The following is a 24,619-nucleotide window of genomic DNA, read 5'->3' on the forward strand; positions in this document are numbered from 1 at the left end:
ACATGTTCTGGTCATCACCGATCAACGCCTGATCGATCGGCCCGGTACCCGAGTTCGAGATGCTGCCCGTGAACAACGTCTGATGCGCCGACCAACTGTTCACATTCGCCGGGTTCGTCGACGTCCGATACGAGAACGCCGGCCCACCCCACTGATACGCAAGCACCCAGATGTTGCGCGGCGCGAAGTAGAACAACGACGGCGCCACCGCCGCGAACGGCATCTGGTTCTGACTGGCCGAACCCATCTGGTTCCAGTTGGAGAACAGGCCGAAGTTCATCGAACCCCAGGTCGTACCCGTGTCGTGGGTGGTGGCGTACACCAGGTGCTGACCGTTGTACGGGGCGTGCGTGAAGTCCTTCAACGACACCCAACCCGCCCGAGGCTGCGCGAGCGCGCCGGTCGACGACCACCGGTACGACGACGGCAGGTTGCAGGTGCCCGTCGGCGGCGGAGTCGTCGGGGGCGGGGTGGTCGGCGGCGGAGTGGTGCCGGGTGGCGGGGTGGTGCCGGGTGGCGGAGTGGTGGGGGTGGTGCCGCCGGTGCAGGTCACCCCGTTGAGGGCGAAGCTGGTCGGCACCGGGTTGCTGCCGCTCCAGGACCCGTTGAAGCCGAACGAGGTAGTGCCGTTGGTGGCAATGGTGCCGTTGTAGCTGACGTTGCGGGCGGTTACCGCCGCCCCGCTCTGGGTCAGCTCGGTGTTCCAGAACTGGGTGACCCTCTGCCCGGCACCGAAGGACCAGGTCAGGGTCCAGCTGGTCACCGGGTCGCCGAGGTTGGTGATCGTGACGTTGGCGCCGAAGCCGTCCTGCCACTGCGACGGCACCTCGTACTTCACCGAACAGCCGGCAGCCGCGGCACTGGCCGGCAGGGCCACGATGGCCGCCGAGGAGGCCAGCAGCGCGACCCCGACCGATGCCAGGTACATATTGGTTCGTCTGGATCTTGGCATAACGCAACCTCCCGGCTGACATGACCGCATCGCATTGTCGAAGGTCGATGCAGGTTAACGTTAACAGCTGCGTCCGGTACATTACGGGAGCGCTCCCATCTCATCAACTATGGTCGATGCAGATCACCTCTCCGACCCAAGTCCGAAACACGGGCTGTGGCCGAATCGTCCACCAGGGAGCGCACCCGGGACCGACGCAGCGCGGCGTCGGGATCGAGCCAGCAGGTGAACGTTCACTCACGAAGGGCACGGCAGCGATGAGACACGTCAAGGACAGATTCAGGGTCAACGCCGCTCGGGTGACGACCGGTGCCGTGCTCCTGGCATCGGCCGCCGTCGCCGTGGCGTTGCCGGCCGGCGCGGCAGCGGCCGGCTGCTCGGTCACCTACGCGGTGTCGTCACAGTGGCAGGGCGGCTTCGGCGCCAACGTGACGATCACCAACCTCGGTGACCCGGTCACCAGTTGGACGCTCAACTGGAACTACGGCGCCGGCCAGCGTGTCGCGGAGGCCTGGAACGCCACGGTGAGTCAGAGCGGCGCGGCCGTCACGGCCCGCAACGTCGGCTACAACGGCACCATCCCGACCAACGGGTCGACGTCGTTCGGCTTCAACGGAACCTGGTCGGGCAGCAATCCCGACCCGACCAGCTTCACGCTCAACGGCGTGACCTGCACCGGCAGCACCACCCCCACCACACCGCCGCCGCCGACCACCCCACCGCCGACCACCCCACCGCCGACCGGCCCGGCGGACATCACGGTCAACAGCACCACCCGGTACCAGACGGTCGACGGATTCGGCGCGGCCACCCCGATCTGGGGCGGCACCTGGTCGACCTCCGACACCCAGACCCTGGTCGGCCTGGGCGCCAACCAGCTCGGCCTGTCGATCGTGCGTACCGGCATCTCGCCGGTCTCCAGCGAGTGGTCGAGCCAGGTCAACGCCCTGCGTACGGCGAAGTCCGCCGGATCGAACGTGAAGATCCTCGCCTCGCCGTGGACCGCGCCGGCGGAGTGGAAGACGAACAACAGCCGGATCAACGGCGGCAAGCTGCGCACCGACCGCTACGCCGACTACGCCAACCACCTCAACAGCTACGTGCAGTACATGCGCAACCAGGGCGTGACCATCGACGTCACCTCCGTGCAGAACGAGCCGGACTGGCACCCGGACTACGACTCGATGGACTGGAGCGGCACCGAGCTGCGCAACTTCGTCCGCGACCACGGCACCCGGGTGCAGAACACCAGACTGATGGTCGCCGAGGCGGTGAACCTGAACTACACGTACACCGACCCGACTCTCAACGACGCCACCGCCCGCAACAACATCGGCTACATCGGCGGCCACCTGTACGGCACCGAAGCCTCCGGCCGGCTGCGCTCGTATCCCCTGGCCGACCAGCACAACAAGCCGGTGTGGATGACCGAGTGGAACCTGCACGCGGCCGACGGGAACGGCTCCAACATCTGGGGCAACCCCGCCAACCTCGCGGTCTGGAACGAGACGCTCGACGACATCATGCGGACGGTGCACCGGTCGATGGAGTCGAACTGGACCGCCTACATCTGGTGGTACGGCAAGCGGTACTACTCGTTCATCGGTGACGGCGAGGCCGCCTTCGGCACCACGGCCGGAGCACCCCTCAAGCGCGGATACGCCTTCTCGCAGTACGCCAAGTACGTCCGCCCCGGCTACCAGCGGGTCGCCCTGACCAAGAGCACCAAGGCCAATCCGCTGGAGGTGACCGCCTACACCGGCGGCGGCAAGACCACGCTGGTGATCCTGAACCGCTCGACCAGCGCGGTCAACAACGCGGTGATCCAGGTGCCGCAGAACGTCACCCGGGCCGAGCACTACCTGACCTCGCAGAACGCCAACGCGGCCAGTCAGTCGGTCGGCGTGAACGGCGGCCAGGTCAGCGTCAACGTCGGCGCCCGCAGCATCTCCACGGTCGTCCTCACCCACTGAGCGACCACCCTCCACCGGCTACCCCGGCAGTCGGGAGCGGTGGCAGTTCAGCTGTCCCGTGTGCAGCACGTCGGACAGCCCAACTGCCACCGCTCGCCAGGCGCGCGATCCCGGCCGTGGGCAGAACCACCAGCACTCCTCGACGCCGCCTCTGCCGCCCGCTGGCAGCCTTCCCGTGACAGTTCCGCCGGCCCGGGTGCGCCGGATCGGCGGCCGTCTTCGAACTGAGGAGCGCGCGGTGGCCGAGAAGCATCCGTCGACAGTCGCCCGTGCCGCGGTGCCGGCCAACCGCCGCCGGGGCGGCGACATCCGGGTCCTGCTGAGCCCACGAACGGTGGGGGCGACGGCGGGGTTCATGGGCAGCCTGACCTTGGCGCCGGGCGAGTACGTCAGCGAGCACTACCACCCGTACTCGGAGGAGTACCTCTACGTCGTCGCCGGTGTCCTGACGATGACGATCGACGGGCACACCGTCGAAGTCGGGCCGGATCACGCCGTACTGGTGCCGATCGGTGCCCGGCACCGGGCGGAGAACCGGGGCGGGGCGCTCGTACGGGCTGTCTATCACCTCGGCCCGCTGGCGCCCCGACCGGACCTGGGGCACGTCGACACCGAGGAACCGCCACACCGGGCGGAAAGCCAGATCGTGGTGGGTGATCAGGCGTGAGCCGCCGCCGTATCGTGATCACCGGCATCGGCGTGGTCGCGCCGGGCGGGATCGGACGCAAGGCATTCTGGGACCTGATCTCCGCCGGGCGTACGGCCACCCGGCAGATCTCCCTGTTCGACGCGACCGGCTTCCGATCCCGGATCGCCGCCGAGTGCGACTTCGATCCGCTGCTCGAGGGGCTCAGTCCGCAGGAGGTCCGCCGGATGGACCGTGCCGCGCAGATGGCAGTCGTCGGCGCGCGCGAGGCGGTGACCGACAGCGGGCTCACGTTCGAGGCGCTGCCGCCGGACCGCACCACGGTGAGCGTAGGCAGCGCCGTCGGCTGCACGACCGGCCTGGAAGAGGAGTACGTCGTGCTCAGCGACGGCGGTCGTCAGTGGCTCGTCGACCACACGTACGGCGTGCCGCACCTCTACGGCTACATGGTCCCGAGCACCATCGTCAGCGAGGTGGCCTGGACTGTGGGTGCGGAGGGGCCGGTCGCGCTGATCTCCACCGGCTGCACCTCCGGCCTGGACGCGGTGGGCCACGCGGTGGAGGTGATCAGGGAGGGGACGGCGGACGTCGCCCTGGCCGGTGCGACCGACGCACCGATCTCACCGATTACTGTCGCCTGCTTCGACGCGATCAAGGCGACGTCGGCGAGGAACGACGAGCCGGACAGCGCGTCCCGCCCGTTCGACCGCTACCGGGACGGCTTCGTGCTCGGCGAGGGCGCGGCGATGTTCGTGCTGGAGGAGTACGAGCATGCCCGCCGCCGGGGTGCGGAGCCCTATGCCGAGGTGGCCGGGTTCGCCAGCCGGAGCAATGCCTTCCACATGACCGGGCTGAGGCCCGACGGCCGAGAGATGGCCGAGGCCATCGACGCGGCGCTGCGGCAGGCCGGCCGGGCGCCCGGCGATGTGGACCACATCAACGCACACGGCTCCGGGACCAAGCAGAACGACCGGCACGAGACAGCCGCGTTCAAGCGCAGCCTGGGCGGTCGGGCGTACGAGGTGCCGGTCAGTTCCATCAAGTCGATGGTCGGGCATTCACTGGGCGCTATCGGCTCGATCGAGATCGCGGCGTGTGCGCTCGCGCTGCGCCACCAGGTCGTGCCCCCGACGGCCAACCTCCACCATGCCGATCCCGAGTGCGACCTGGACTACACCCCGCTGGTGGCCCGCGAGGCGCGGCTACGGACTGTACTCAGCGTGGGCAGTGGTTTCGGCGGCTTCCAGACCGCGATGGTGCTGACCGCGGAGCGGTCATGAGTACCGCCGTGGTCACAGGGCTGGGTGTTCTAGCGCCGACCGGCCGCACGGTGGCCAACCACTGGTCGTCGGTGCTGGCCGGGCGTTCGGCACTGGCCGGAATCACCCTCTTCGACGCGTCCGCCTACCCGACACGAGTTGCTGGCACCGTGGCCGGGTTCGCGGCGCACGAGCACGTGCCTGGCCGGCTCGTGCCGCAGACCGACCGGTGGACCCACTTCGGGCTGGCTGCGGCGGCGCAGGCGCTCGACGACGCCGCGCTCGACCCGGCTGCCCTGCCGGAGTACGAGATGGGTGTCGTCACCGCCAGCTCCTCCGGCGGCACGGAGTTCGGCCAGCGGGAAATCGAGGCGCTGTGGCGGGACGGTCCGGGGCACGTCGGGGCGTACCAGTCGATCGCCTGGTTCTACGCGGCGACGACCGGGCAGATCTCCATCCGGCACGGGATGCGCGGTCCCTGCGGCGTGCTGGTCACCGAACAGGCCGGCGGGCTGGACGCGATCGGCCAGGCCCGCCGGCTGGTCCGCGGCGGTCTGCGCACGGTGGTGACCGGCGGCACGGATGCGTCGCTGTGCCCGTACGGGCTGGTGGCCCAGCTCAGCTCCCGCCGGCTAAGCCCCGGCACCGACCCGGCCCGGGCGTACGTGCCGTTCGACGCGGACGCCGCGGGACATGTGCCTGGCGAGGGCGGTGGCATGCTGATCGTCGAGGAGGCCGGTGCGGCGGCCGAGCGCGGCGCGCGCCGGTACGGCGTCGTCGCGGGTTACGCCGCCACGTTCGACCCGCCGCCCGGTTCGGCCCGGCCGTCGGCGCTCGGGCGGGCGATCACCGCCGCGCTGGCCGACGCCGGGTTACGGCCGGGGCGAATCGGGGCAGTCTTCGCCGACGCCGCCGCGGTCCCCGAGTTGGACCGGCAGGAGGCGGCCGCGATCGCCGGGGTCTTCGGCCCGTACGGGGTGCCGGTCACCGCACCGAAGACGATGACCGGCCGGCTCTACGCCGGCGGTGCAGCACTCGACCTGGTGACCGCGTTGTTGGCGCTGCGCGACGGCGTGATCCCGCCGACGACCGGCGTCCGGCACCCGCTCGACGAGCTGCGGCTCGACCTGGTGTGCGACCGGCCGCGGCAGGCCGATCTGGAGCACGTGCTGGTGCTCGGCCGCGGAATCGGTGGATTCAACGCCGCGGTGGTCCTGTCCCGATGAGTTCCGACGAACGAGGAGTGAGCATGCCCGAACTGACCTTGGCGGATCTGACGCGAATCCTGCGTGCGGCCGGCGGTGAGGACGATCCCGCGACGCTCCAGGGTGACATCCTCGACGTGCCCTTCACCGACCTCGGCTACGACTCGCTGGCAATGTTGGAGACGGTGAGCCGGATCGAACGTGAGTTCGACCTCTCCCTGCCGGACGATCTGGTACCGGAGATGCCCACACCCCGCATCGCACTGGACACCATCAATTCCCGGCTGCGCGCGGCGGCCTGATCGCCCAGCCGGCCGGGGAGTACCCGGCCAGCCACGACGGGAGGGAGGCGACCGCATGACATCGGCCGGAGTGACCGCCGAAACCGCGAGGGGATTCGCGCGCTGTCCGGCGTGTGGTCTGATCACGTACACCCGCCGGCTGGTTCGGACGGGCCGGGTGTGCCCGGAGTGCGGGGCGCACGGTCGGCTGTCCGCGCCGGAGCGGCTCGCGCAGTTACTGGACGAGGGCAGCGCGACCGTGCTTCCCGCGGACGATCCCGTGCGCGACCCGCTGGCGTTCACGGACTCCCGAGCGTACCCGGACCGGCTCGCGCTCGCCCGCCGCGCCACCGGGCTGACCGAGGCCGTGGTGTGCGCGCGCGGCACGATCGGCGGCCAGCCCGTGACGGTGGCGGTGATGGACTTCGGCTTCCTGGGCGGCAGCCTCGGCACGGTGGTTGGTGACCGGATCACCCGCGCGGCCGAGGCCGCCCTCGCGGAACGGACGCCACTGATCATCGTCACCGCGTCCGGCGGTGCGCGCATGCAGGAGGGGGTGTTCTCGTTGATGCAGATGGCGAAGGTCAGCCAAGCCGTCGCGGCCTTGGACGACGCCGGCCTGCTCACCGTCTCGATCATCACCGAGCCCACCTTCGGTGGGGTCGCGGCGTCGTTCGCGACCTGCACTGACGTGCTGATCGCCGAGCCCGGTGCCCGGATGGGTTTCGCCGGTCCACGGGTGATCGAGCAGACGGTCCGGGAACGCCTACCGGAGGGTTTCCAGACTGCCGGCTTCCTGCTCGAGCACGGCATGATCGACATGGTGGTGCCCCGGGGGGAGCTGCGCCCCGTGCTGTGCCGTCTGCTCGCGGTGACTCGGCCGGCGGTGTTCGCCGAGGTTGCTGACGTGGTGATCCGCGACCCGGCCACGCTGCCGGAGGTGGACGCGTGGGACGTCGTACGGGCAGCCCGCGACCCGGCCAGACCGACCACGCTGGACTACGCCACCGCTTTGCTCGACGGCTTCGTCGAGCTGCACGGCGACCGGCTCGCGGGTGATTGCCCGGCGATCGTCGGCGGAGTGGGTGTCCTGCGTGGACGGCCGGTGCTTCTGCTCGGTCACCAGAAGGGACACGACACTCGCGAACTGGTCAGGCGCCGGTTCGGCATGGCCTCCCCGGAGGGGTACCGCAAGTCGTCGCGGCTTCTGCGGCTGGCCGCCAAGCTCAAGCTACCGGTCGTGACGCTGGTTGACACGCCGGGCGCCTACCCGGGCATCGCGGCTGAGCAACGCGGTCAGGCGCTCGCCATCGCCGAGATCATCAAGCAGCTGTGCTCACTGCCCGTACCCGTCGTCTCGGTGGTGACCGGCGAGGGCGGCAGCGGTGGAGCGCTCGCGCTCGCGGTGGCCGACCGGGTGCTCTGCCGGGAGAGCGGCTTCTACTCGGTGATCAGCCCAGAGGGTTGCTCGGCGATCCTGTGGAAGGACGCCGCAGCCGCCCCGCAGGCCGCTCGCGCGTTGCGGCTCGGTGCCCGGCATCTGCTGGCCTCCTCGGTCGTCGACGGGGTCGTGCCGGAGCCGTCCGATCCGGCGGCGGCCATGGCGGCCGTGGGCGATGCTGTCGCGGTCACCCTCGCAGCGCTTGACCACACTGATCGCAGGGAACTCGTCGCAAACCGCCGGGCGCGATTCCGCCGGTTCTGACCGCCGGTGTCCGCCGGCTCACTGGCGCAGATGCGCCAGATCGTCGGGCGGCAGCGGCAGGTCGCCCTTGACCTCCGGCGCCGGGATCAACGCGGCGCTGATCGCCTTGTTGACCGCGTCGATGCGCGACACCGCGTTGAGCTTTTTGAACACGTGCCGCATATGCCGCTTGACGGTGCCTTCACTGATGTAGAGGCGCCGGGCGATCTGCGAGTTGCTCAGCGCCTCCGCCGCCAGTGACAGCACGTCGTGCTCCCGCTCTGAGAGCCGCACCGAGTGCGGTGCCGCACGGGAACCGCCGCGCTCCCGCGGGAACTCGCCACCGCCGGGCACCACCGGACGGCGCCCGGCTGACAGGATCAGGTGCACCCGGCCTTCTTCGCGGCTCACGCTGCGGATGGTGGCGAGCAGCTCGTCGCTGGTGACGCTCTTTGACAGGTACGCCCGGACGCCCAGCGCCAGTAGCTCCGGCACGATCCGCGGGTCGTCCCGCCCGCTCAACACGACGATCCTGCTCTCCGGCGCGTGCGTGCGCAATGCCCCGACCATGTCCAGGGTGGTGGGTCCGGCCAGCTCCCAGTCGACGAGCACGACGTGTGGACGGTGAAGAGAGGTCAGCACGACCGCGTCGGGCGTACGTGGATCGGGCGCGTCGTGGATCACCGACAGGTCGGACTCGACGTCGATGATGCAGCGGACCCCGTCCCAGAACAACGTCGGGCCCCCCAGTGTCAACACCCGCAGCGGCTCGTCCGCCTGGGCTGCGGAAATATGCACCTGGTGAGGCGAAGCGGTGGTTCCTCGTGGCGGTGAAAAACCTCTCAACATGACTCCCCCGTGCCGCTTTTCAGCCACCACGAGAATACCGCCGTATCGTCGAGCCGCCGTCCAGACGGTGATGCCGAAAAAACGATTCCGGAAAACCCGGAAACGCACCCGATGTCCAGCTTAGACTTATATGATCCATTTAGTCGGCCCGCGGCCTTGATCCACCGACGCCGTTGACGCCTGTCGTCAAATGATCATCTTTGGTGTCCGTGATTTGGCGGGCGGGCGGCACTCGCCGATCGCGTGACCGGCCTGCTCCGCCGAGTCCGCTCGCACCACGATCTCGCCCGTCACGCCGCACGATCGGGCACCTCGCTGATCATGCTGGCCCCACCCGGACCGAGCCGGCGTTACCCGACCGGCAGCCTCGCGGCGGCGATCACCGGCGCCGGCAGTGGATCGAGGCTGAGATCCGGTCAGTTCGGGCATTCCGGCGGCAGATCGGGTTACTCCGAAGGGGGTATGGCGTCCACCCCTTCCGGCCAAAATTGTTTCCCGCAATCGACGACATAGTCGTTGCTTAATATCCTCAACGTGCGGCACACACTATCCGGCGCACCGCTGATGTCGCAATTCACAATGTTCACAAATCGGGGGTGACAAGTGCTCCACTACCGCCTTCTCGGTCCGCTCGAGGTCGACGTCGACGGCACCAATCGCACGCCGACAGCGCCGAAGGTCCGGCAGGTTCTCGCACTGCTGCTGCTGAGTCCGGACCGGGTCGTCTCGATCGAGTCGTTCATCGAAGAGGTCTGGGACGCCGGACCGCCGGCGAGCGCGGTGACGACGACCCAGACGTACATGTACCAACTCCGCAAGATCCTGCACGGCGTCCGTCGCGAGCCCGTGCTGCTCACCCGCGCGCCCGGCTACCTGCTCCGGATGCAGAACGCGCAGACCGACCTGGACGCGTTCGATCGGTTCGCCGCGCAGGGCCGGGCGTTGTTCGCCGCGAACGAGTTGGAGCGGGCTGCGGAACGACTGCGCCAAGCCCTCGCACTCTGGCGTGGCCCGGTGGCGATGCCGGACGTCACGCGGGGCCCGCTGCTCCGGGCTCACCTCGCGGCGCTCGAGGAACGGCGAATCCGGGTCCTGCACGAGCGGATCCAGGTGGACCTGACGCTGGGTCGTTACGCCGACCTGGTCGTCGAACTGCGCCGGCTGGCGGCCGAGCGTCCGCTGGACGAGTGGTTGCACTGCAGGCTGATGGCCGCGCTCCACGGTCTGGGCCGCCGCGGCGAGGCCCTGAGCGCCTACCAACGGGCCCGCAATGTGCTGCAGGAGCAACTGGGGCTCGACCCCTCCGCCGAGCTGCGGCGGATGCAGCGGCTGGTGCTCGCCGGGCTGCCGCTCGACACCGCGTCGGCACCCTCACTGGCCTCCTGAACAACACGCTGCCCCGTGCGAGGGGCACCCGGCGCGTGACGCGCGGCGGGCACCCCTCGCACCGGGGGATCAGCCGGTCTCGACGGTGGTGACCGGGGACCGCTCGGCGACCGTCAGCGACGGGACCGGCAACCGCACCGCCGCCACGACGCCGACCACCAGCAGCAGGGCCGTCAGCCCGAACACCGTCTGCGCCGCGTCCAACGTCGACGTGCTCCCGCCGGCTGCCAACCGGCTGTGGAAGACCGCCGACAGCACGGCCAGCACCAGAGAGCCGCCGACCTGACGGCTCAGCGACTGCATGGCGAGCGCGGCACCCAGGTGTACTCGTGGGGCATGTCGGAGCAAGGTCAGCGTGTAGACCTGGAACCCCAGACCGATGCCAACACCGATCGCCATCGTCGCCAACGCCCAGCCGGCCCAGCCGCCCGGTCCGAGGTCCGGGTGTGTGAACGCCAGCCATGCCGTGCCGGCCGCCAACAGCACCGTGCCGGTCACACCGAACCACTGCGTACGGGCGGCGCGGGCCAGCAGGGGAGTCCCCGCCAGCGACACCACCAGCGTGCCGAAGGTCAGTGTCAAGAGGTACATTCCGGCGTCGGCGGCCGAGGCGCCGAGCGAGACGAACACGATGGGCAGGAACGTGACCACGACGAGCATGCCCGCACCGGTGTTCCAGCCCTGGACCGCCACCGATCGCACCACCCGGTCGCGCAGCAGCGCCGGTGGCAGGACGGGATCGGCCGCCCGGTGGGCGGACCGCCACCACAGGGCCAGCAGGACGGCGGCGGCCACCACCAGCGCGATCACCCCGGGTGACGCAAAGGCCCACTGGGTGCCGGCCACGCCGGCCAGCAGCACCAGCGTGGTGAGCGCGGCACCCAACCACAGCATCCCGGCGTAGTCGACTCGCCCGCCGGCAGCGACGGGTGGCAACCGCAGCGTGGCGACGAGAAGCAGGGCCAGCACCGACGGGGGCACGGTGGCCAGGAACACCCAGCGCCAGCCGAAGCTGTCGGTCAGGACGCCGCCGGCCAACGGACCGAACGCGGTGCCGATGTTGACCAGCGTCGCGGTGACGATCTGATAGCGCACCAGCCGGCGTGGGTCCAGCAGCTCGGCGTAGACCGCGTACGCGGAGATCATCAGGCCACCGGCCCCGGCACCCTGCACCGCACGGGCCGCGATCAGCTGGTTCATCGACTGCGCCAAGCCACACAGCAGCGAGCCGAGAGTGAGTACAGCCAGCGCGGCAACCAGCAACGCCCGCCGGCCGTACACGTCGCTGAGCTTGCCGTACAACGGAGTGGTCACCGTCGACGCGAGCACGGCGGCGGTGACCACCCAGGCGAACCGGTCGGTGCCGCCCAGGTCCGCAGCGATCACCGGAAGCGCGGCCGCCGTCAGGTTGAGATCGACCATCGCGAGCAGCTGAGCCAGCACCACCCCGGACAGGGGCACCATGATCCGCCGGTCAGCCATGGCCGAGCCCGCCACGCTCGTCGACGGGGTCCGGACGGCCTGCGGCCGGCGGCAGCGGGCGGCACGGCGAGCGCGGCATCGGCGGGCCCATCGGATGGGTGAGGGCGCTGTACCAGCCGTACGCCGCCAGCACCCGCGCTACCGGGCGGCCGAGTCGCCGCCACAGCTCGCTCACCGCCGCTGCCCCACGGGGGTGGGCACGGCGTCGGCGCGGCCGCGTACCGCGCCCGCCGCGGTGGCGAGCGCCGCCTCGTCCGGTGCCGGCGCCCGCCAGGCGACGTAGCCGTCGGGGCGTAGCAGGATCGCCTCGCCCGGTGCCGCCCGGAAGCGCCGTTCCCAGCCACCGTCCGGGTCGGTGTCCCCGTCGAATGCGACCAGCGGCAGCTCGTTCCGTGCCGCAGCGGTGCGCCAGCCGTCGCCGTCCGGTCCCGCGAGCAGCACCGGACCGGCCACCGGCAGATCCAGGGTGGAGATCCGACGCCCGAGGTGGCGCAGCCACACGTGCGGCAGCCGGGTACCTGGCCGGCCGGTCAGGTCTGCCGGTCCGTACGCAGACACGTCTGGGTCGACGCCCTCGTCCAGGACGGCCCCGGAGCGATATCGCAATCCGAAGGTCAGCGTGAGGTCATCCAACATGCCCTCGCCGCGCTGCGGCGCCGCGAACCCGGTGCCGTTGGTCACCCGCCGGCGGCACTGGTCGACGGTGAGGGCCGCCACCGCGAGCCGCTCCTGCTCGTAGCTGTCGAGCAGTCGTGCACCAGCCTCGCCGGACACCACCGCGGCCAGCTTCCACGCCAAGTTCTGGGCGTCCTGGATACCGGTGCTGGCACCGAAGCCGCTGACGGGTGGCATCACGTGCGCGGCGTCGCCGGCCAGGAAGACCCGGCCGTCCCGGAAGCGGGCCGCCGTCACCGCCGACAGCTCCCAGGGCTGCGTGTCGCGGATCGACAGCGGCAGGTCGGGGTCGCCGATCGCCGCCCGCACCAGCTCGGCGCAGCGCTGCCGGGTGAAGGCATCCGTCCCGCCCTCCGCGGACGGGTCGAAGCGGACGTAGAGCGTGCCCTGCCGCAGCGTGTCGTCGTGCACCAGCAGGCCATCGACGACGTCGTTCTGCACTTGGCAGATCGCGAACCGGCGCCCACGCAGCGGCGCCGCCAGGTCCGCGTCGAAGACGATGCTGAGCTGATGGTGCAAGCCCCAGCGGCCGTGCACCGGGATGCTGAGCCGCTCCCGCACCCTGCTGCGCGGCCCGTCCGCCGCGACGAGGTAGTTGGCCCGCACCTCGGCGACCCGGCCGGTCGCCCGGTGCACGACCTGCGCCCGCACGCCGTCGTCCTCCTGCTCGAATGTGGTCAGCTCGGTGCCGAACCGGACATCCGCGCCGAGTTCCTCGGCCCGCGCCCGAATCAGCGGCTCCAGCCGGTCCTGGCTGAGCAACGCCCACCGACACGGGGTGAGGCCACCCAGGTCGGCCCCGCCCGGCAGGTCGTGCCGGAGCAGTTCCTCGCCGGTCAGGCTCCGTACCCTGGCGCGCAGGGTATGTCCGTCGAAGCCCCGGCTGGCCTCGGCCACCGCGGCCTCCAGGCCCACCGCCCGGAGCACCTCGACGGCGCGGGGATTGAACCCGCGCGCCCGCGGGTGCGGCGAGGGTGCCGGACGTCGCTCGACCAGGACGGTGGGCACGCCCCGGCTGGCGAGGTACGCAGCCGTGGTCAGCCCGGTCACCCCACCGCCGGCCACGAGTACGGATGTATGCACGTGCTGCACGGTCACTCCCCTCTGGCGTGCTCAAGCCGGCCGGACGCCGGAGAGCAGGGTGTTGTGCACGCCGATCGGCACCGCCGTGATGCCGGTGAAGCCCGCCTCGGTGAGCCAGTCACGCGCCTCCGCAGCGGTGTACTCCGCACCGTGCGGAGTCACCATCAGCATGTTGAGGCTGGTCAGCAGTGCTCCCGCCGTCCCCCGGCGGTCGTCGTCGATCATCGGGTCGATCACCATGAGCCGACCCCCCGGTGCCAACGCGTCGAACGCGCGGGACACCAGGGCCTGTCGCTCCTGGAGGGCCCAGTCGTGCAGCACGTGGCTCAGGATCAGCACGTCCGCGGCGGGCATCGGCACGGTGAAGAAGTCGCCAGCGTGGAAGGTCACCCGGTCGGCGATGCCGAGCTGCGTCATGTGCTCGATGAAGACCGGCTCCACACCGGGCAGGTCGAAGACGCCCGCCTTGAGGTGCGGGTGGCGGCGCAGCAGCGCGGCCACCAGATTGCCGCGGGCCCCGCCGACGTCCACGACGCTGTCCACCGACGTCCAGTCGAACGCCTCCGCCACCGGCGGTCCGATCATGCCGTTGAGGTAGTCCATGCCGGCGGTGAAGTTCCGCCAGGCGGCGGTCGTCCGGTACTGCTCCGTGAACATCTGCGGGCCGGCACCCCAACGGTTCTGCGGTTCGCCGGTACGCAGCGCGTCGGCCAGCCGGTCCCACCGCGCGTCGGCGGCGGAAAGGAACGCGCCGACGTACGAGGGCCGCTTCTCGTTCAGAAAGTGGTCGGACAGCGGCGTGTTGCGGTACCGGTCGCCGTCGCGCTCCAACATGCCCAGAGCGACAAGAGCGTCCAGGAAGTCGGGCACGCCACGCGGGTGCAGCTCCAGTCGTATGCGTAGCTGCTCGGCGGTCAGTGGACCGTCGGCGAGGACGGTGAAGACACCGAGCTCGGCGGCGGTCAACGTCACCTTACGGCTGAAGTACGCCGTGCCGAGCCGCCACAGGGGCTCGGCGCTGACCGGCTGCGTGTCGAGGGATTCGGGCACGTCGGGACCTCCGCTCGATGAGTTGCTGCAAGCAGGCTGCGCGGCCGGCCTGGAGTGCGGGTCGTCCGGCGGTCCAGCCCTCCCCTTCGACCGGGCCTCGATCGCCGCCCGAGCGAGGTCCGGCAGGCTCCAGGCGGCCACCGACGGAGGGGACGAGCGGATGCGCTCCACCGACACCACCGACACCACCGACACCACCGACCTGCCGGCCTTCCCGATGCCGTCGCCGTTCCCCGGCGAGCCGCCGATCGCGTTTGCCCAGCTACGCGAGGAGAAGCCGGTCGCCCGGGTCAGGTTGCCCACCGGGGACGAGGCATGGTTGGTCACCGGCCACGCTGAGAACCGGATCGTGCTGACCGACGCCCGGTTCAGCCGAGCCGCCGCTGCTGCACCCGGTGCTCCCCGGCTGCAACCGATCCCGCCGGACCCGGGATCGATGCTCAACATGGACCCCCCTGAGCACACCCGACTACGCCGCCTGGTCGCGCCGGCGTTCACTCCACGCCGCATCGAGGACCTCCGGCCGGCGCTGCGTCGCGACGTGGACGCGCTGCTCGACGACTTGCTGGCGGCCGGGCCACCGGCCGACCTCGTCACCGGCTTCGCCCGCCGGCTGCCGGTCGCCGTGATCTGCGAGTTGCTCGGCGTGCCCGGTTCCGACCGCCGGCGGATCACGGAATGGGTCGACCTGCTGCTGAGCCTCACCACGCATCCGCCACAGCGGATCGCCGCCGCCCGGCGCGAGATGAAGGCGTACCTGGCGGGCCTAGTCGAGTCGGCCCGGGACCGGCCTGGCAACGGCCTGCTCAGTCAAGTGATCGAGGCATACGACGAGATCGGTGGCACCGACGACGAGGAGGTCGTGATGCTCGCCGCGACCATCCTCACCGGCGGTTTCCTGACCACCGCCGGGGAGATCGCGCTGTCGATCGTCACGCTGCTGCGCCATCCGGAGCAGCTGGCCGCCCTTCGTCGCGAGCCGGAGACCCTACCGAGGGCCGTCGAGGAGTTGCTGCGCTACAACGTGCTCACCACCGGCGGCGGCCTGCTCCGGGTGGCCACTGAGGACGTCGTGCTGGGCGGGGTGAGGATCCGCGCCGGTGAGGCCGTGCTACCGGCGATCAGCGCGGCGAACCGCGACCCACGCGTCTACACCGAGCCGGACGTGCTCGACTTCCGGCGGCCGGACAACCCGCACATCACCTTCGGTCTCGGCGTGCACTACTGCCTTGGCGCCAAGCTGGCCCGGATCGAGCTGGAGGAGGCGCTGGCCGGCGTGCTGCGCCGGCTGCCGCCGACGCTGCGCCTGGCGGGCGACATGACGGCGCTGGCCGTGCACCCCGGGCACCTGGTGCGCGGCCTGCCGGAGCTGCCGATCACCTGGTGACCGGACCCGCATCCCGCCAGCCGGGCTGCACCAGGCCCCATTCGTAGGCCAGCACCACGACCTGCACACGGTCCCGGGCGCCCAGCTTCATCATCACGCGGCTCACGTGTGTCTTCGCGGTCGCGACACTGCAGCTCATCCGCTCGGCGAGTTCCTGGTTCGTCAGGCCACGGGCGATCAGCATCAGCACCTCACGTTCCCGCGCGGTGAGCTGGTCGAGGCCGGGCGAGGCCGGCGGCTCGTGGCTGCGCGCCGCGTACTCCGCGATGAGCCGGCGCGTCACCGACGGCGCGAGTAGTGCCTCACCGGCGGCGACCACGCGCACCGCCTGCAGCAGCGCGGCCGGCTCGATGTCCTTCACGAGGAAGCCGCTCGCCCCGGCGCGCAGGCTGCGGAAGATGTACTGGTCGTGCTCGAATGTGGTGAGAATGACGATGCGGATGTCGGACAGCTCGGGCCGAGCGGCGATCCGGCGGGTCGCCTCGATACCGTCCATCCGGGGCATGCGGATGTCCATCAGCAGCACGTCCGGTCGCACCTGCGCCGCGACCCGTAGGGTCTGCTCGCCGTCGGCGGCCTCACCGACGAACTCGATGTCCGGCTCGGACTGCAGCAGCGCGCGCAGACCGGCCCGTACCAGGGTCTGGTCGTCGGCCAGCATCACCCGGATCATCGGGCGTCGCTGCGCAGCGGCATCCGGGCGCTGACCACGAAACCGCCGTCGTCGGCACCGCGCGCCTCGAACGTCCCGTTCACCGCGGCCACCCGCTCCCGCATGCCGAGCAGGCCGTTACCCTGCGAGAACGGCTCGGGTGGCGCACCCCGACCGTCGTCGCGGACCTCGACCTCCACCTCGCCGCGCTCGTGGACGATCCGGACCCGGGCACGGACGGCACCGGAGTGCCGGATCACGTTGGTCAGCGACTCCTGCACGATGCGGTAGAGCGCGAGGTCGAGGCTGGCCGGCAGGACGGCCGGCACGTCGACCACGTCGAGCGCGACGTCGACCCCGTTGGCCTCCGCGTCCCGGACGAGACTGTCGAGGTCGGCCATGCCGGGCACCGGGTCGGTGGGCAGCTCGTCCTCGTCGACCCGGCGCAGCATGCCGAGCGTCGACCGCATCTCGACGAGCACCCCGCGGCTGGTCTCCCGGATGGCCAGCAGCGCCTCACGCGCCTGGTCGACGTCGCGGTCGATCAGATGGGCCGCGACCCCAGCCTGGATCGTCACGGTCGAGATGCGGTGGGCCAGCACGTCGTGCAACTCGCGGGCGATCCGCATCCGTTCCTCCACCGCGCGGCGCCGGGCTTCTTCCTCGCGGGTGGCCTCGGCCAGGGCTGCCCGCTCCTGCACCTGGCGCAGCCGTTCCTGGTGGCTGCGGGCCGCCTCCCCCACCGCCATGATCAGCGAGAGCCAGGCGACCAGCCAGACCGCACCCTGCGTGTTGGGCTCACGGTCGTGCAGCGGTCCGAGCAGGAACACCCCGGCCAGGAAGGCGAGGGCGGTCAGCCCGGCCGCAAGCCGGTGCCGCGACACGACGGCGAAGTAGATCGCCACGGCGGGCGGGATGGTGAACGCACCGCCGGGAAAGTTCAGGCCGTGGTACGTGAGGGACAGCGCGAGCGTGCCGGCGAGCATCACCAACGGCCAGCGGCGGTGCAGCGCGATCAGGGCGGCATCGATGGTCAACAGCAGATAGCCGAACGGCAGCGGGGGGTGCGGCGAGCCGTCCTGCCAGCCGATGATGGCCGTGGCCGACAGGCTCACCGCAAGCACGACCAGCGCCGGCCCGATCTCCCCGGCAAGGCCGTGGCGCGCCGTCCGGCTCCAGCGGGCCACCGGACCCGGTGAGCCCGTCACGCCGGGGCCGGGGGAATCCCGGTGGGGCGGCAACCGGTCAGCGAACACCCACCCAGATTAGTCGGCCGGTCGCGGCCCGTCGCCCGACCGGCAGCGGAGCCGTGCGTACATCCTGAGGCCAGCCGTTGCCCGCGAACCTGGCCCCAGGATGTAGCCGAAGCGTCGTCCGTCGCCCGACGCCCCTTCGAGCATGCTTCGGCAGACTCGTCGCCATGGACGCCGTCGAGATCAGCAGGCTGCAGTTCGCCGTCACGGGCTCGGTCCACTACCTCTTCGTGACACTCTCGCTGGGGCTGGTGCTCTTCGTCGTGGCGTTCCAGACGCTGTGGACCATCCGGAAGAATCCGGCCTACGAGCGGATGACCAAGTTCTGGGGCCGGCTCTACGTCATCAACTACGGTGCCGGCATCATCGGTGGCCTGGTGATGGAGTTTCAGTTCGGGCTCAACTGGTCCGGCCTCGTGCACGCCACCGGCAACGTCTTCGGCGGACTGATCGCGATCGAGACGCTGGTGGCCTTCTTCATCGAGGCGACGTTTCTCGGCATGTGGATCTTCGGCTGGGGTCGGATCCCCCGCGTGCTGCACCTAGGGCTGATCTGGGTGGTGGCCGCCACGGCGTACGTCTCGGCCTACTGGATCCTCGCGGCCAATGCGTTCCTGCAACACCCGGTCGGGTACGAGATGCGCGACGGGGTGGCCTTCCTGACCGACTTCAGTGCGCTGCTGGGCAATCCCAACCTGGTCGACGCGCTGTTGCACGTCGTATCCGCGGCGGTGGTCACCGGCGCGCTGTTCGTGGCCGGCGTGAGCGCATGGCAGTTCCTGCGTCGCACGCCCGATGTCGCCGAGTTCCGCCGGTCCCTGCGGTTCGCCGTCGTCGCCCTGCCGCTCGGTGTCTACCCGGCCATTCACTTCGGGTTCCTGCAGGAGGTCGTCATCGAGCAGAGCCAGCCCGCCAAGCTCGCGGCGATATACGCCGACCCGGAGCGCAGCCTGCGGGTGCAGCGGGAGCTCGCGGCGCAGTTCGGCCCAGGCGACTGGATACCACCCGACTGGGTGTCGGTGCCCTACCAAATCATGATGCAGACGACGTTCGGCCTGGCCCTGGTGTCGATCACGCTGCTGGTGCTGCTGACCCGCGACTGGCTGGTGCGGTTGCGTGTGCCGCTGTACTTGCTCGTCGGGCTCATCCCGGTGCCGTTCGTGCTGGTGGTCTGCGGATGGCTGGTGCGCGAGGTCGGGCGCCAACCGTGGGCGGTCTACGGCCTGCTGTCGACAACGGACGCCGCCAGCCCGCTCTCCACCGGCGCCGCCGCGGCGTCGTTCGCGGGCTTCTCCGTGCTGCTGGGCGGGCTGGTGCTGCTCAACGTCACATTGCTCTGGCGGTTCGCCCGCCGGGGCATCGAGGACGATGCCCTGGGCATGCCGCTGGGCGCGGCGCTCGGCCCGTCGACCTCTGACGACGACACCCTACTCGTGGGCAGGTGAGGGCCGTGGATCTGTTCTTCGTCCTGGTGCTGGGCCTGCTGTTCGGCGGCTACCTGGTGCTCGACGGCTTCGACATCGGCAGCGGCATGCTGGTGCGCCCGCTCGGCCGCACCGAGTGGGAACGCCGGGCGATGATCACCGCCTTCGGACCGTTCCTCCTCGCGAACGAGGTCTGGCTTGTCGCCACCGGCGGGGTGTTGTTCGGCGCCTTTCCCCTGCTCGAGAAGGAGATGCTCGGTGAACTGCGGGCTCTGGTCTGGCCGCTGCTGGTCGTCTGGATGGTTCGCGACGTGGCCGTGTGGTCGCGCAGCAGGTTACCGGGGGTTCGCTGGCGCGGCTGGTGGGACGTGGTTCTCGCCGTGTCCAGCACGGTCTTCGCGGCCGGCTGGGGGATGCTGATCGCCAACCTACTGGTCCGGTTCGGCGGCGGCGGTGCCGACTTCCCGGTGTACGGCTGGTTCTCGCTGCTCTGGGCCGTGACCATGGTGGCTGTCTTCGCGGGACACGGCGCCGTGTTCCTGACCACCCGGCTGCCTCAGGTGCTTGCCGCCGCGGTGGCGGTCACCGCGCGGCGGGTGCTGCCGGGCGGTGCGGGCCTGCTCACGGTCGCGACCGTGGTCACGGTGGTCGCCGGTGTGCTGCCGCAGCGGACGGGTGCGCTGGTGCCGGCGGCACTGGCGGGGCTCGTCGTGTCCGCCGCACCGCTGGCCGCACGGGCGCTGCTGGACAAGGGACGATCCGGCCCGGCGTTGGCCATGACCGCCGGTGCTGTCGTGGGCCCGTTGCTGGTGTTGGCGACTACCGGGGCGGACAGCGTCCGGACGGCAGCGGCCGACATGGCGTCGCTCTCCGCACTCGGCGGTATCACGGCCGTCGTGCTGCCGGTTGTCATGATCGGGCAGGTGTACCTGTGGTGGGTGTTCCGACACCGGGTCGACGACCGTTCGGTGGTGTTCTTCTGATGCGGCGCCCGGTCGTGCCCGCGCCGCGACCCCCGGTGCCGGGGCGGCCCGCGGCAACCAGGGCGGCCCCGGCCGACCGGGCGTGGTCAGGCCAGGCAGCGGCCGCCGACGAGGGTCTCCCCGTAGCTGAAGACGGTGCCGGTGCCCACCTCACGCGGCGCCAAGGACCCGAGGTCGGCGAACGCCGGGTCATCGGTCAGCCACAGATCGGCTGGGCCGGAGCGCAGCCCGGTGAACGTCACGTCGGTCACCTGAGAGGCGACCAAGCCGGTGACCGGCTCTTCGCCCGGCACCCAGCCCGGGAAGAGGCGGCTGTGCACCAGCGGCAGCGCGAAGAGCGGCGGAGGGTCACCGTGCTCCGTCCGGGTGTGCACTGCGCCGCGGGCGATCCGCTGACCGAACACCGACGCCACCCCGTTGAACGTGCCGGCGCCGCTCATCGGCGGCCCGGCCCGGCCCGCCGACACCGCCCGTGTCTGGTTGATCTCGCCGAACTGCTTCGGCATGCCCTGGATCCAACCCCGCACCAGGGACACGGCGCTGTCCACCCATGCATAGGGACAGCGCACCACCGGCACGCCCCGGTGCTGGCAGGCCAGCAGGATGAGGAACTCGGCGAACTGGCACCGTTCCGGTGCTTCCAACTCGTCGCCCGAGTCGGAGCACCACTGCCACTGCGCCCACACGGCGGCGGCCGCCCCGGCGTCGGGACCGGGCTCAAGCCCCGGTGGCAGGTGACGGGCGACTGCGTCCGGGTCGGCCCGGTACTCCACCATCACCACCTCTCCGGAGAAGTGCCAGGGCGGCGGAGTGACCATGGCCGCCGCGCCGGTGGGCGACAACGGCAGTGAGTATCCGTACGGTTCCGTACGGGTGACGGGATCATCCATGCCGTACAGCGTAGGAACGGATGATCCGGTCGTTTTCGTGCACGGCTGGAGCATCCAGGCAGGGCGTCGACCGAGGAGGAGCGCGACGGAATGCGGGCGGACGAGACAACGGCGAGCAGTGCGGCCGTCACTACACAGGACCTGACGCGGGTGTACGGCAGCGGTGCCGGGGCGGTCCGCGCGTTGGACGGTGTGTCGGCGTCCTTCGCCCGGGGCCGTTTCACGGCGGTGATGGGCCCGTCCGGCTCGGGCAAGTCGACGTTCCTGCACTGCCTGGCCGGCCTCGACCGGCCGACGTCCGGTGCGGTGGTGGTCGCCGGTCAGCAGCTCGCCCGGTTGAACCGGACCGCGCTGGCCAAGCTCCGCCGGGAGCGGATGGGCTTCGTGTTCCAGGCGTTCAACCTGCTGCCGGTGCTCACGGCGGAGGAGAACATCACCATGATCGCTCATCTCGCCCGCCGCCGGGTCGACCGCGCCTGGATGGCCCAGTTGGTGGCCCGGCTCGGCCTCGCCGACCGGCTGGACCATCGGCCGGCCCAACTCTCCGGCGGTCAGCAGCAGCGGGTGGCGATCGCCCGAGCGTTGCTCACCCGGCCGGACGTGGTCTTCGCCGACGAGCCGACGGGCAACCTCGACTCCCGTTCCGGCACGGAGGTGCTGCGGTTCCTGCGCGAGGCGGTCGAGACGGAGAACGCGAGCATCGTGATGGTCACACATGATCCGACCGCCGCGGCCTACGCCGACGAGGTGCTGTTCCTCGCCGACGGCCGGATCGTCGACACACTCGCCGAGCCGACCGTCGACGAGGTTCTGGCGCGGCTGCGCCGGATCTCGGAGCCGAGCTGATGGCCGGCGTGCGGATCCTCTGGCTGATCACCCGCCGCACGGTGGCCGAGCGGTGGCCCCGGCTCGTCGGCACCATCGCGGCAGGTGCGCTCGCCACCGGTCTGCTCGCGGGGTCGTTGCAGTTCATCCTCCAGTTCGCAGCCGCGACGGACGACGTCGGCGGCAGCGAGTACGCCACCGTCTCGCTGGTCGCGCGGCCCGGTGACGCGCCCGTGCGGGGTCCGGAGAGCGGTTCCGGGGCTCGGGTGTCCGCGGCGACGGTCGAACAGGTCGCCGCATTGCCGGGCGTCGTCGCGGCGGCCGGTGACGCCGCGGTGCCGGCCGAGATCGTCGGTGCCGAAGGGCGGGTCGTCGCCCCACCGGTCGGCGGCGGCAGCCACCTGCGGCCGTGGATCGCCGCCCCGCAGCTGTCGCCGTACGCGCTCGTGGCGGGCCGGGCGCCGGAGGCGGCCGACGAGGTCGTCATCGACCGGCAGACCGCGCGCGGCGGCGACCTTCGGCCGGGTGATGTCACCGTCCTGCTCCTGCCGGACGAGGCGATCCGGGTGACGGTCGTCGGCGTGGTGACGGTCGGCGGCGGTGACGGGTCGGTGAGCGGCCTCACCGTGCTCACCGAGCCCGCCCGGGTACGGCGGACCGCCGGACTCGGCGACGACTGGCAGGCGCTCTGGGTTGCCGCCGCACCCGGGATCGACCGGGCGGCGCTGGCGACACGCGTCCGGGACGTGGTCGCCGGCGCCAACCCCGATGCGCAGGTGTGGGTGGGTACCGGCGCGGAGGTACAGGCGTCCCAACGGCGTACGCTCGCTGAGCTGGCCGCCCAGATCACGACCAACCTCGGCATGCTGGCCCTGGTCGGTGCGTTCGTCGGGGTGTTCGTGCTGGCGGGCACGTTCGGCACGCTCGCCCGCCAGCGCTCGCGGGAGCTGGCGTTGCTGCTGACCGTCGGCATGACGCCGCGCCAGGTGCGGCTGCTGCTGCGCGCCGAGGCGGTCGTCGTCGGCCTCGCCGCGGGTCTGCTCGGCCTCCTCCTCGGTCTCGGCGTCGCGCGCCTGCTGGCCGCGTCGCTGGCCGGCACCGGCCTGGACACCGGTGGCGTCGGTCCACAGCTCGGCCTCGCCTATCTGCTGCCGCCGCTTGCCGCAGGTCTGCTGATTGCCTGGTCGGCGTCCGCCCGGCCGGCATGGCGGGCGTCGCTGGCGCCGCCGGTCGAGTCGCTCGCCGCGTCGTCGGCCGATCCGTCGGGCCGGTCCCGGCGGCGCCTGGTCGCTGCCCTGCCGGTGCTCGCCCTGGCCGGCATGTTCGTGGCCCTCAGCTTCCTCGCTCGGCGGGAGGATCCGACGCCCCAAGGCGTGACGTCGGCCGGCGCGGCCGCCATCCTGGCAGGCCTGCTGCTGCTCTCCGCGCTGGCGGTGCTCGGGCCGTACGTGGTGCCGCCGCTCGGCCGGCTGGTCGGCGCACTCGCCGTCACGCTGCGCCCGGACGTCGGCCGGATGGCGCGTGCCTTCATCGTGCGCAGCCCGCGCCGGGTGGCCGCGGCCGCTTCCCTGTTGATGCTGACCGTGGCCCTGGCGACGGTGACCTGGTCGTTGGTCACCTCGATCACCGAAGGCCGGGCCGACCGGGGAACGGTCGCCGTCCGGGCCGACCTGGTGGTGAGCACCGACGGAGGGAGTGGGCTGCCCGCCTCGGTCGCGGCCGACGTGGCCGCGGTGGCCGGCGTGCGGGAGTCCGCCGACCTGGTGCGGGCACGTACCACGGTCACCGATCCGATCCCGCCGCCGCGGGTCCGTGGCCGGCCGACCGTCGTGCCGCCGCTCGCCGTCACCGGCGCGCGGGGGGCTGCGGTGGCCACGCTCGTCGACCTCGGGGCCGCCGGCCCGCCGGTGTCCCGACTCACCGACGGGCAGATCGCCGTGGCCGCGGAACTCGCCGAGGCGTACGACTGGCCGGTGGGTACCCGGTTGACCGTGCGGGACGCGGCGGGCGTACAGAGCCTGGAGGTTGTCGCGACGTACTCACCCGAAGCACAGGTGATGCTCGGGGACGCGCTCGTCAGCCCGGCCACGATCCGGGCGATCGATCCGGTGGCGTTCGTCTCCGCGGTTCTGATCGCCGGGCCCGGCCCGGTCGCCGACGGGCTTCGGGAAGCGGTGGCCGACGTCCCCACCGCGCGGATCGACCCGCCCCGCGCCTACCTGACCGGGCCGGGCGGCGGGCTGGTCTTCGATCCCATGCTGCTCTACGTCTTCCTGGGCGTCGCCATCGTGACGGCGCTGTTCGGTGTCGCGACAACGCTGTCACTGTCGGTCGCCGAGCGCACCCGCGAGTTCGGCGTCCTCGGCGCGGTCGGCGCCGCGGAGCGGCAGATCCAGGCACTGGTCCGGTGGGAGGCGGCGACGGTCGTCGTGCTGGGCACCGGGCTCGGCGTGACGACCGCGCTGGGCGTGGTGCGCCTGGCGCAGGTCGTCACCGACAGCGATCTGATCGCGGCCCGGTTGCCCGGCTACGCGCTGCCGGTGATCGTCCTCGGCGCCGTCGCCGTGACCCTCCTGGCTTCGGTGCTGCCCGGTCGCCGGGCGGCGCGGGTCCCGGTGCTGCTCGCGGTGCACCGGGAGTAGGGCTCGAATCGTCCTCGACCGGTGGGCGATGCGCTCCT

At 71.3% G+C, this 24,619-nt stretch carries 21 protein-coding genes; 12 read left to right on the forward strand and 9 right to left on the reverse strand.

Going from position 1 to position 24,619, the window contains the following annotated elements:
- Positions 1-928, reverse strand: a 928-nt coding sequence (locus tag EG812_RS26790) for a non-reducing end alpha-L-arabinofuranosidase family hydrolase (RefSeq protein WP_126713216.1), incomplete at its 3' end; no start/stop codon positions are given.
- A 281-nt stretch (positions 929-1,209) separates the two neighbouring features.
- On the opposite strand from EG812_RS26790, the gene EG812_RS26795 reads away from it, so the two are divergent.
- The 6 genes from EG812_RS26795 to accD all read left to right on the forward strand — a co-directional run bounded on the left by EG812_RS26795 (position 1,210) and on the right by accD (position 8,021).
- Positions 1,210-2,925, forward strand: coding sequence for a cellulose binding domain-containing protein (locus EG812_RS26795; protein ID WP_126713217.1), 1,716 nt, complete (start codon positions 1,210-1,212; stop codon positions 2,923-2,925).
- Between the two features lie 238 nt (positions 2,926-3,163).
- Positions 3,164-3,592 (forward strand): cupin domain-containing protein, encoded by a 429-nt coding sequence (locus EG812_RS26800; protein ID WP_013733393.1) that lies wholly within the window; start codon positions 3,164-3,166, stop codon positions 3,590-3,592.
- A complete protein-coding gene (locus tag EG812_RS26805; protein WP_013733392.1) occupies positions 3,589-4,851 on the forward strand; it encodes a beta-ketoacyl-[acyl-carrier-protein] synthase family protein in 1,263 nt (420 codons plus the stop codon). The genes EG812_RS26800 and EG812_RS26805 overlap by 4 nt, the downstream gene beginning before the upstream one ends.
- Entirely contained in the window at positions 4,848-6,056 is a 1,209-nt protein-coding gene (locus EG812_RS26810; protein ID WP_126713218.1) for a ketosynthase chain-length factor, read from the forward strand. The genes EG812_RS26805 and EG812_RS26810 overlap by 4 nt, the downstream gene beginning before the upstream one ends.
- A 23-nt stretch (positions 6,057-6,079) precedes the next feature.
- Positions 6,080-6,337, forward strand: coding sequence for an acyl carrier protein (locus EG812_RS26815; RefSeq protein WP_126713219.1), 258 nt, complete (start codon positions 6,080-6,082; stop codon positions 6,335-6,337).
- A gap of 55 nt (positions 6,338-6,392) precedes the next feature.
- Positions 6,393-8,021 carry an acetyl-CoA carboxylase, carboxyltransferase subunit beta gene (accD, locus tag EG812_RS26820; protein WP_126713220.1) on the forward strand — a complete coding sequence of 543 codons (1,629 nt, stop codon included), beginning with the start codon at positions 6,393-6,395 and terminating at the stop codon, positions 8,019-8,021.
- Positions 8,022-8,039: 18 nt separating this feature from the next.
- Here the strand turns inward: accD and EG812_RS26825 are convergent, their stop codons facing one another.
- Positions 8,040-8,957 (reverse strand): LuxR C-terminal-related transcriptional regulator, encoded by a 918-nt coding sequence (locus EG812_RS26825; protein WP_126713221.1) that lies wholly within the window; start codon positions 8,955-8,957, stop codon positions 8,040-8,042.
- A gap of 495 nt (positions 8,958-9,452) precedes the next feature.
- Here EG812_RS26825 and EG812_RS26830 point away from each other — a divergent pair, with 495 nt between their 5' ends.
- The gene (locus EG812_RS26830; protein WP_013733387.1) at positions 9,453-10,235 is read left to right on the forward strand and encodes an AfsR/SARP family transcriptional regulator; all 783 of its coding nucleotides are present in this window, start codon (positions 9,453-9,455) and stop codon (positions 10,233-10,235) included.
- Positions 10,236-10,304: 69 nt separating this feature from the next.
- On the opposite strand, the gene EG812_RS26835 is transcribed toward EG812_RS26830, so the two are convergent.
- From EG812_RS26835 to EG812_RS26845, 4 genes are read right to left on the reverse strand one after another with little or no spacing between them, the layout of a single operon-like run.
- Positions 10,305-11,717: an MFS transporter gene (locus EG812_RS26835; protein ID WP_232510795.1), complete on the reverse strand. Its 1,413-nt coding sequence runs from the start codon at positions 11,715-11,717 to the stop codon at positions 10,305-10,307.
- Positions 11,710-11,892, reverse strand: a complete 183-nt coding sequence (locus EG812_RS29155; protein WP_158632553.1) for a hypothetical protein — start codon at positions 11,890-11,892, stop codon at positions 11,710-11,712. Before EG812_RS29155 ends, EG812_RS26835 begins: the two co-directional genes overlap by 8 nt.
- The gene (locus EG812_RS26840) at positions 11,889-13,484 is read right to left on the reverse strand and encodes an FAD-dependent monooxygenase (protein ID WP_126713223.1); all 1,596 of its coding nucleotides are present in this window, start codon (positions 13,482-13,484) and stop codon (positions 11,889-11,891) included. The genes EG812_RS29155 and EG812_RS26840 overlap by 4 nt, the downstream gene beginning before the upstream one ends.
- Before the next feature lie 21 nt (positions 13,485-13,505).
- Positions 13,506-14,525, reverse strand: a complete 1,020-nt coding sequence (locus tag EG812_RS26845) for a methyltransferase (RefSeq protein WP_158632554.1) — start codon at positions 14,523-14,525, stop codon at positions 13,506-13,508.
- 160 nt (positions 14,526-14,685) lie between these two features.
- Between EG812_RS26845 and EG812_RS26850 the strand changes: the two genes are divergently transcribed.
- The gene (locus EG812_RS26850; protein ID WP_158632555.1) at positions 14,686-15,912 is read left to right on the forward strand and encodes a cytochrome P450; all 1,227 of its coding nucleotides are present in this window, start codon (positions 14,686-14,688) and stop codon (positions 15,910-15,912) included.
- Here EG812_RS26850 and EG812_RS26855 read toward each other — a convergent pair.
- Positions 15,902-16,585: a response regulator gene (locus EG812_RS26855; protein WP_013733381.1), complete on the reverse strand. Its 684-nt coding sequence runs from the start codon at positions 16,583-16,585 to the stop codon at positions 15,902-15,904. The two genes, EG812_RS26850 and EG812_RS26855, sit on opposite strands and share 11 nt — an antisense overlap.
- Complete coding sequence (locus EG812_RS26860) at positions 16,582-17,820, reverse strand: sensor histidine kinase (protein ID WP_233579660.1); 1,239 nt, start codon at positions 17,818-17,820, stop codon at positions 16,582-16,584. Before EG812_RS26860 ends, EG812_RS26855 begins: the two co-directional genes overlap by 4 nt.
- Before the next feature lie 164 nt (positions 17,821-17,984).
- Here EG812_RS26860 and EG812_RS26865 point away from each other — a divergent pair, with 164 nt between their 5' ends.
- Positions 17,985-19,262, forward strand: coding sequence for a cytochrome ubiquinol oxidase subunit I (locus EG812_RS26865; protein WP_126713225.1), 1,278 nt, complete (start codon positions 17,985-17,987; stop codon positions 19,260-19,262).
- Between the two features lie 5 nt (positions 19,263-19,267).
- Positions 19,268-20,224, forward strand: a complete 957-nt coding sequence (locus EG812_RS26870; protein ID WP_158632556.1) for a cytochrome d ubiquinol oxidase subunit II — start codon at positions 19,268-19,270, stop codon at positions 20,222-20,224.
- A gap of 86 nt (positions 20,225-20,310) precedes the next feature.
- Here the strand turns inward: EG812_RS26870 and mppR are convergent, their stop codons facing one another.
- A complete protein-coding gene (gene mppR / locus EG812_RS26875) occupies positions 20,311-21,114 on the reverse strand; it encodes an enduracididine biosynthesis enzyme MppR (protein ID WP_126713227.1) in 804 nt (267 codons plus the stop codon).
- 90 nt (positions 21,115-21,204) lie between these two features.
- On the opposite strand from mppR, the gene EG812_RS26880 reads away from it, so the two are divergent.
- Positions 21,205-21,960, forward strand: coding sequence for an ABC transporter ATP-binding protein (locus tag EG812_RS26880; RefSeq protein WP_013733376.1), 756 nt, complete (start codon positions 21,205-21,207; stop codon positions 21,958-21,960).
- Positions 21,960-24,581, forward strand: coding sequence for an ABC transporter permease (locus EG812_RS26885; RefSeq protein WP_013733375.1), 2,622 nt, complete (start codon positions 21,960-21,962; stop codon positions 24,579-24,581). Before EG812_RS26880 ends, EG812_RS26885 begins: the two co-directional genes overlap by 1 nt.
- The last annotated feature ends 38 nt before the right edge of the window (positions 24,582-24,619 follow it).

The organism is Verrucosispora sp. FIM060022, assembly GCF_003977705.1.
GTDB lineage: Bacteria > Actinomycetota > Actinomycetes > Mycobacteriales > Micromonosporaceae > Micromonospora > Micromonospora gifhornensis.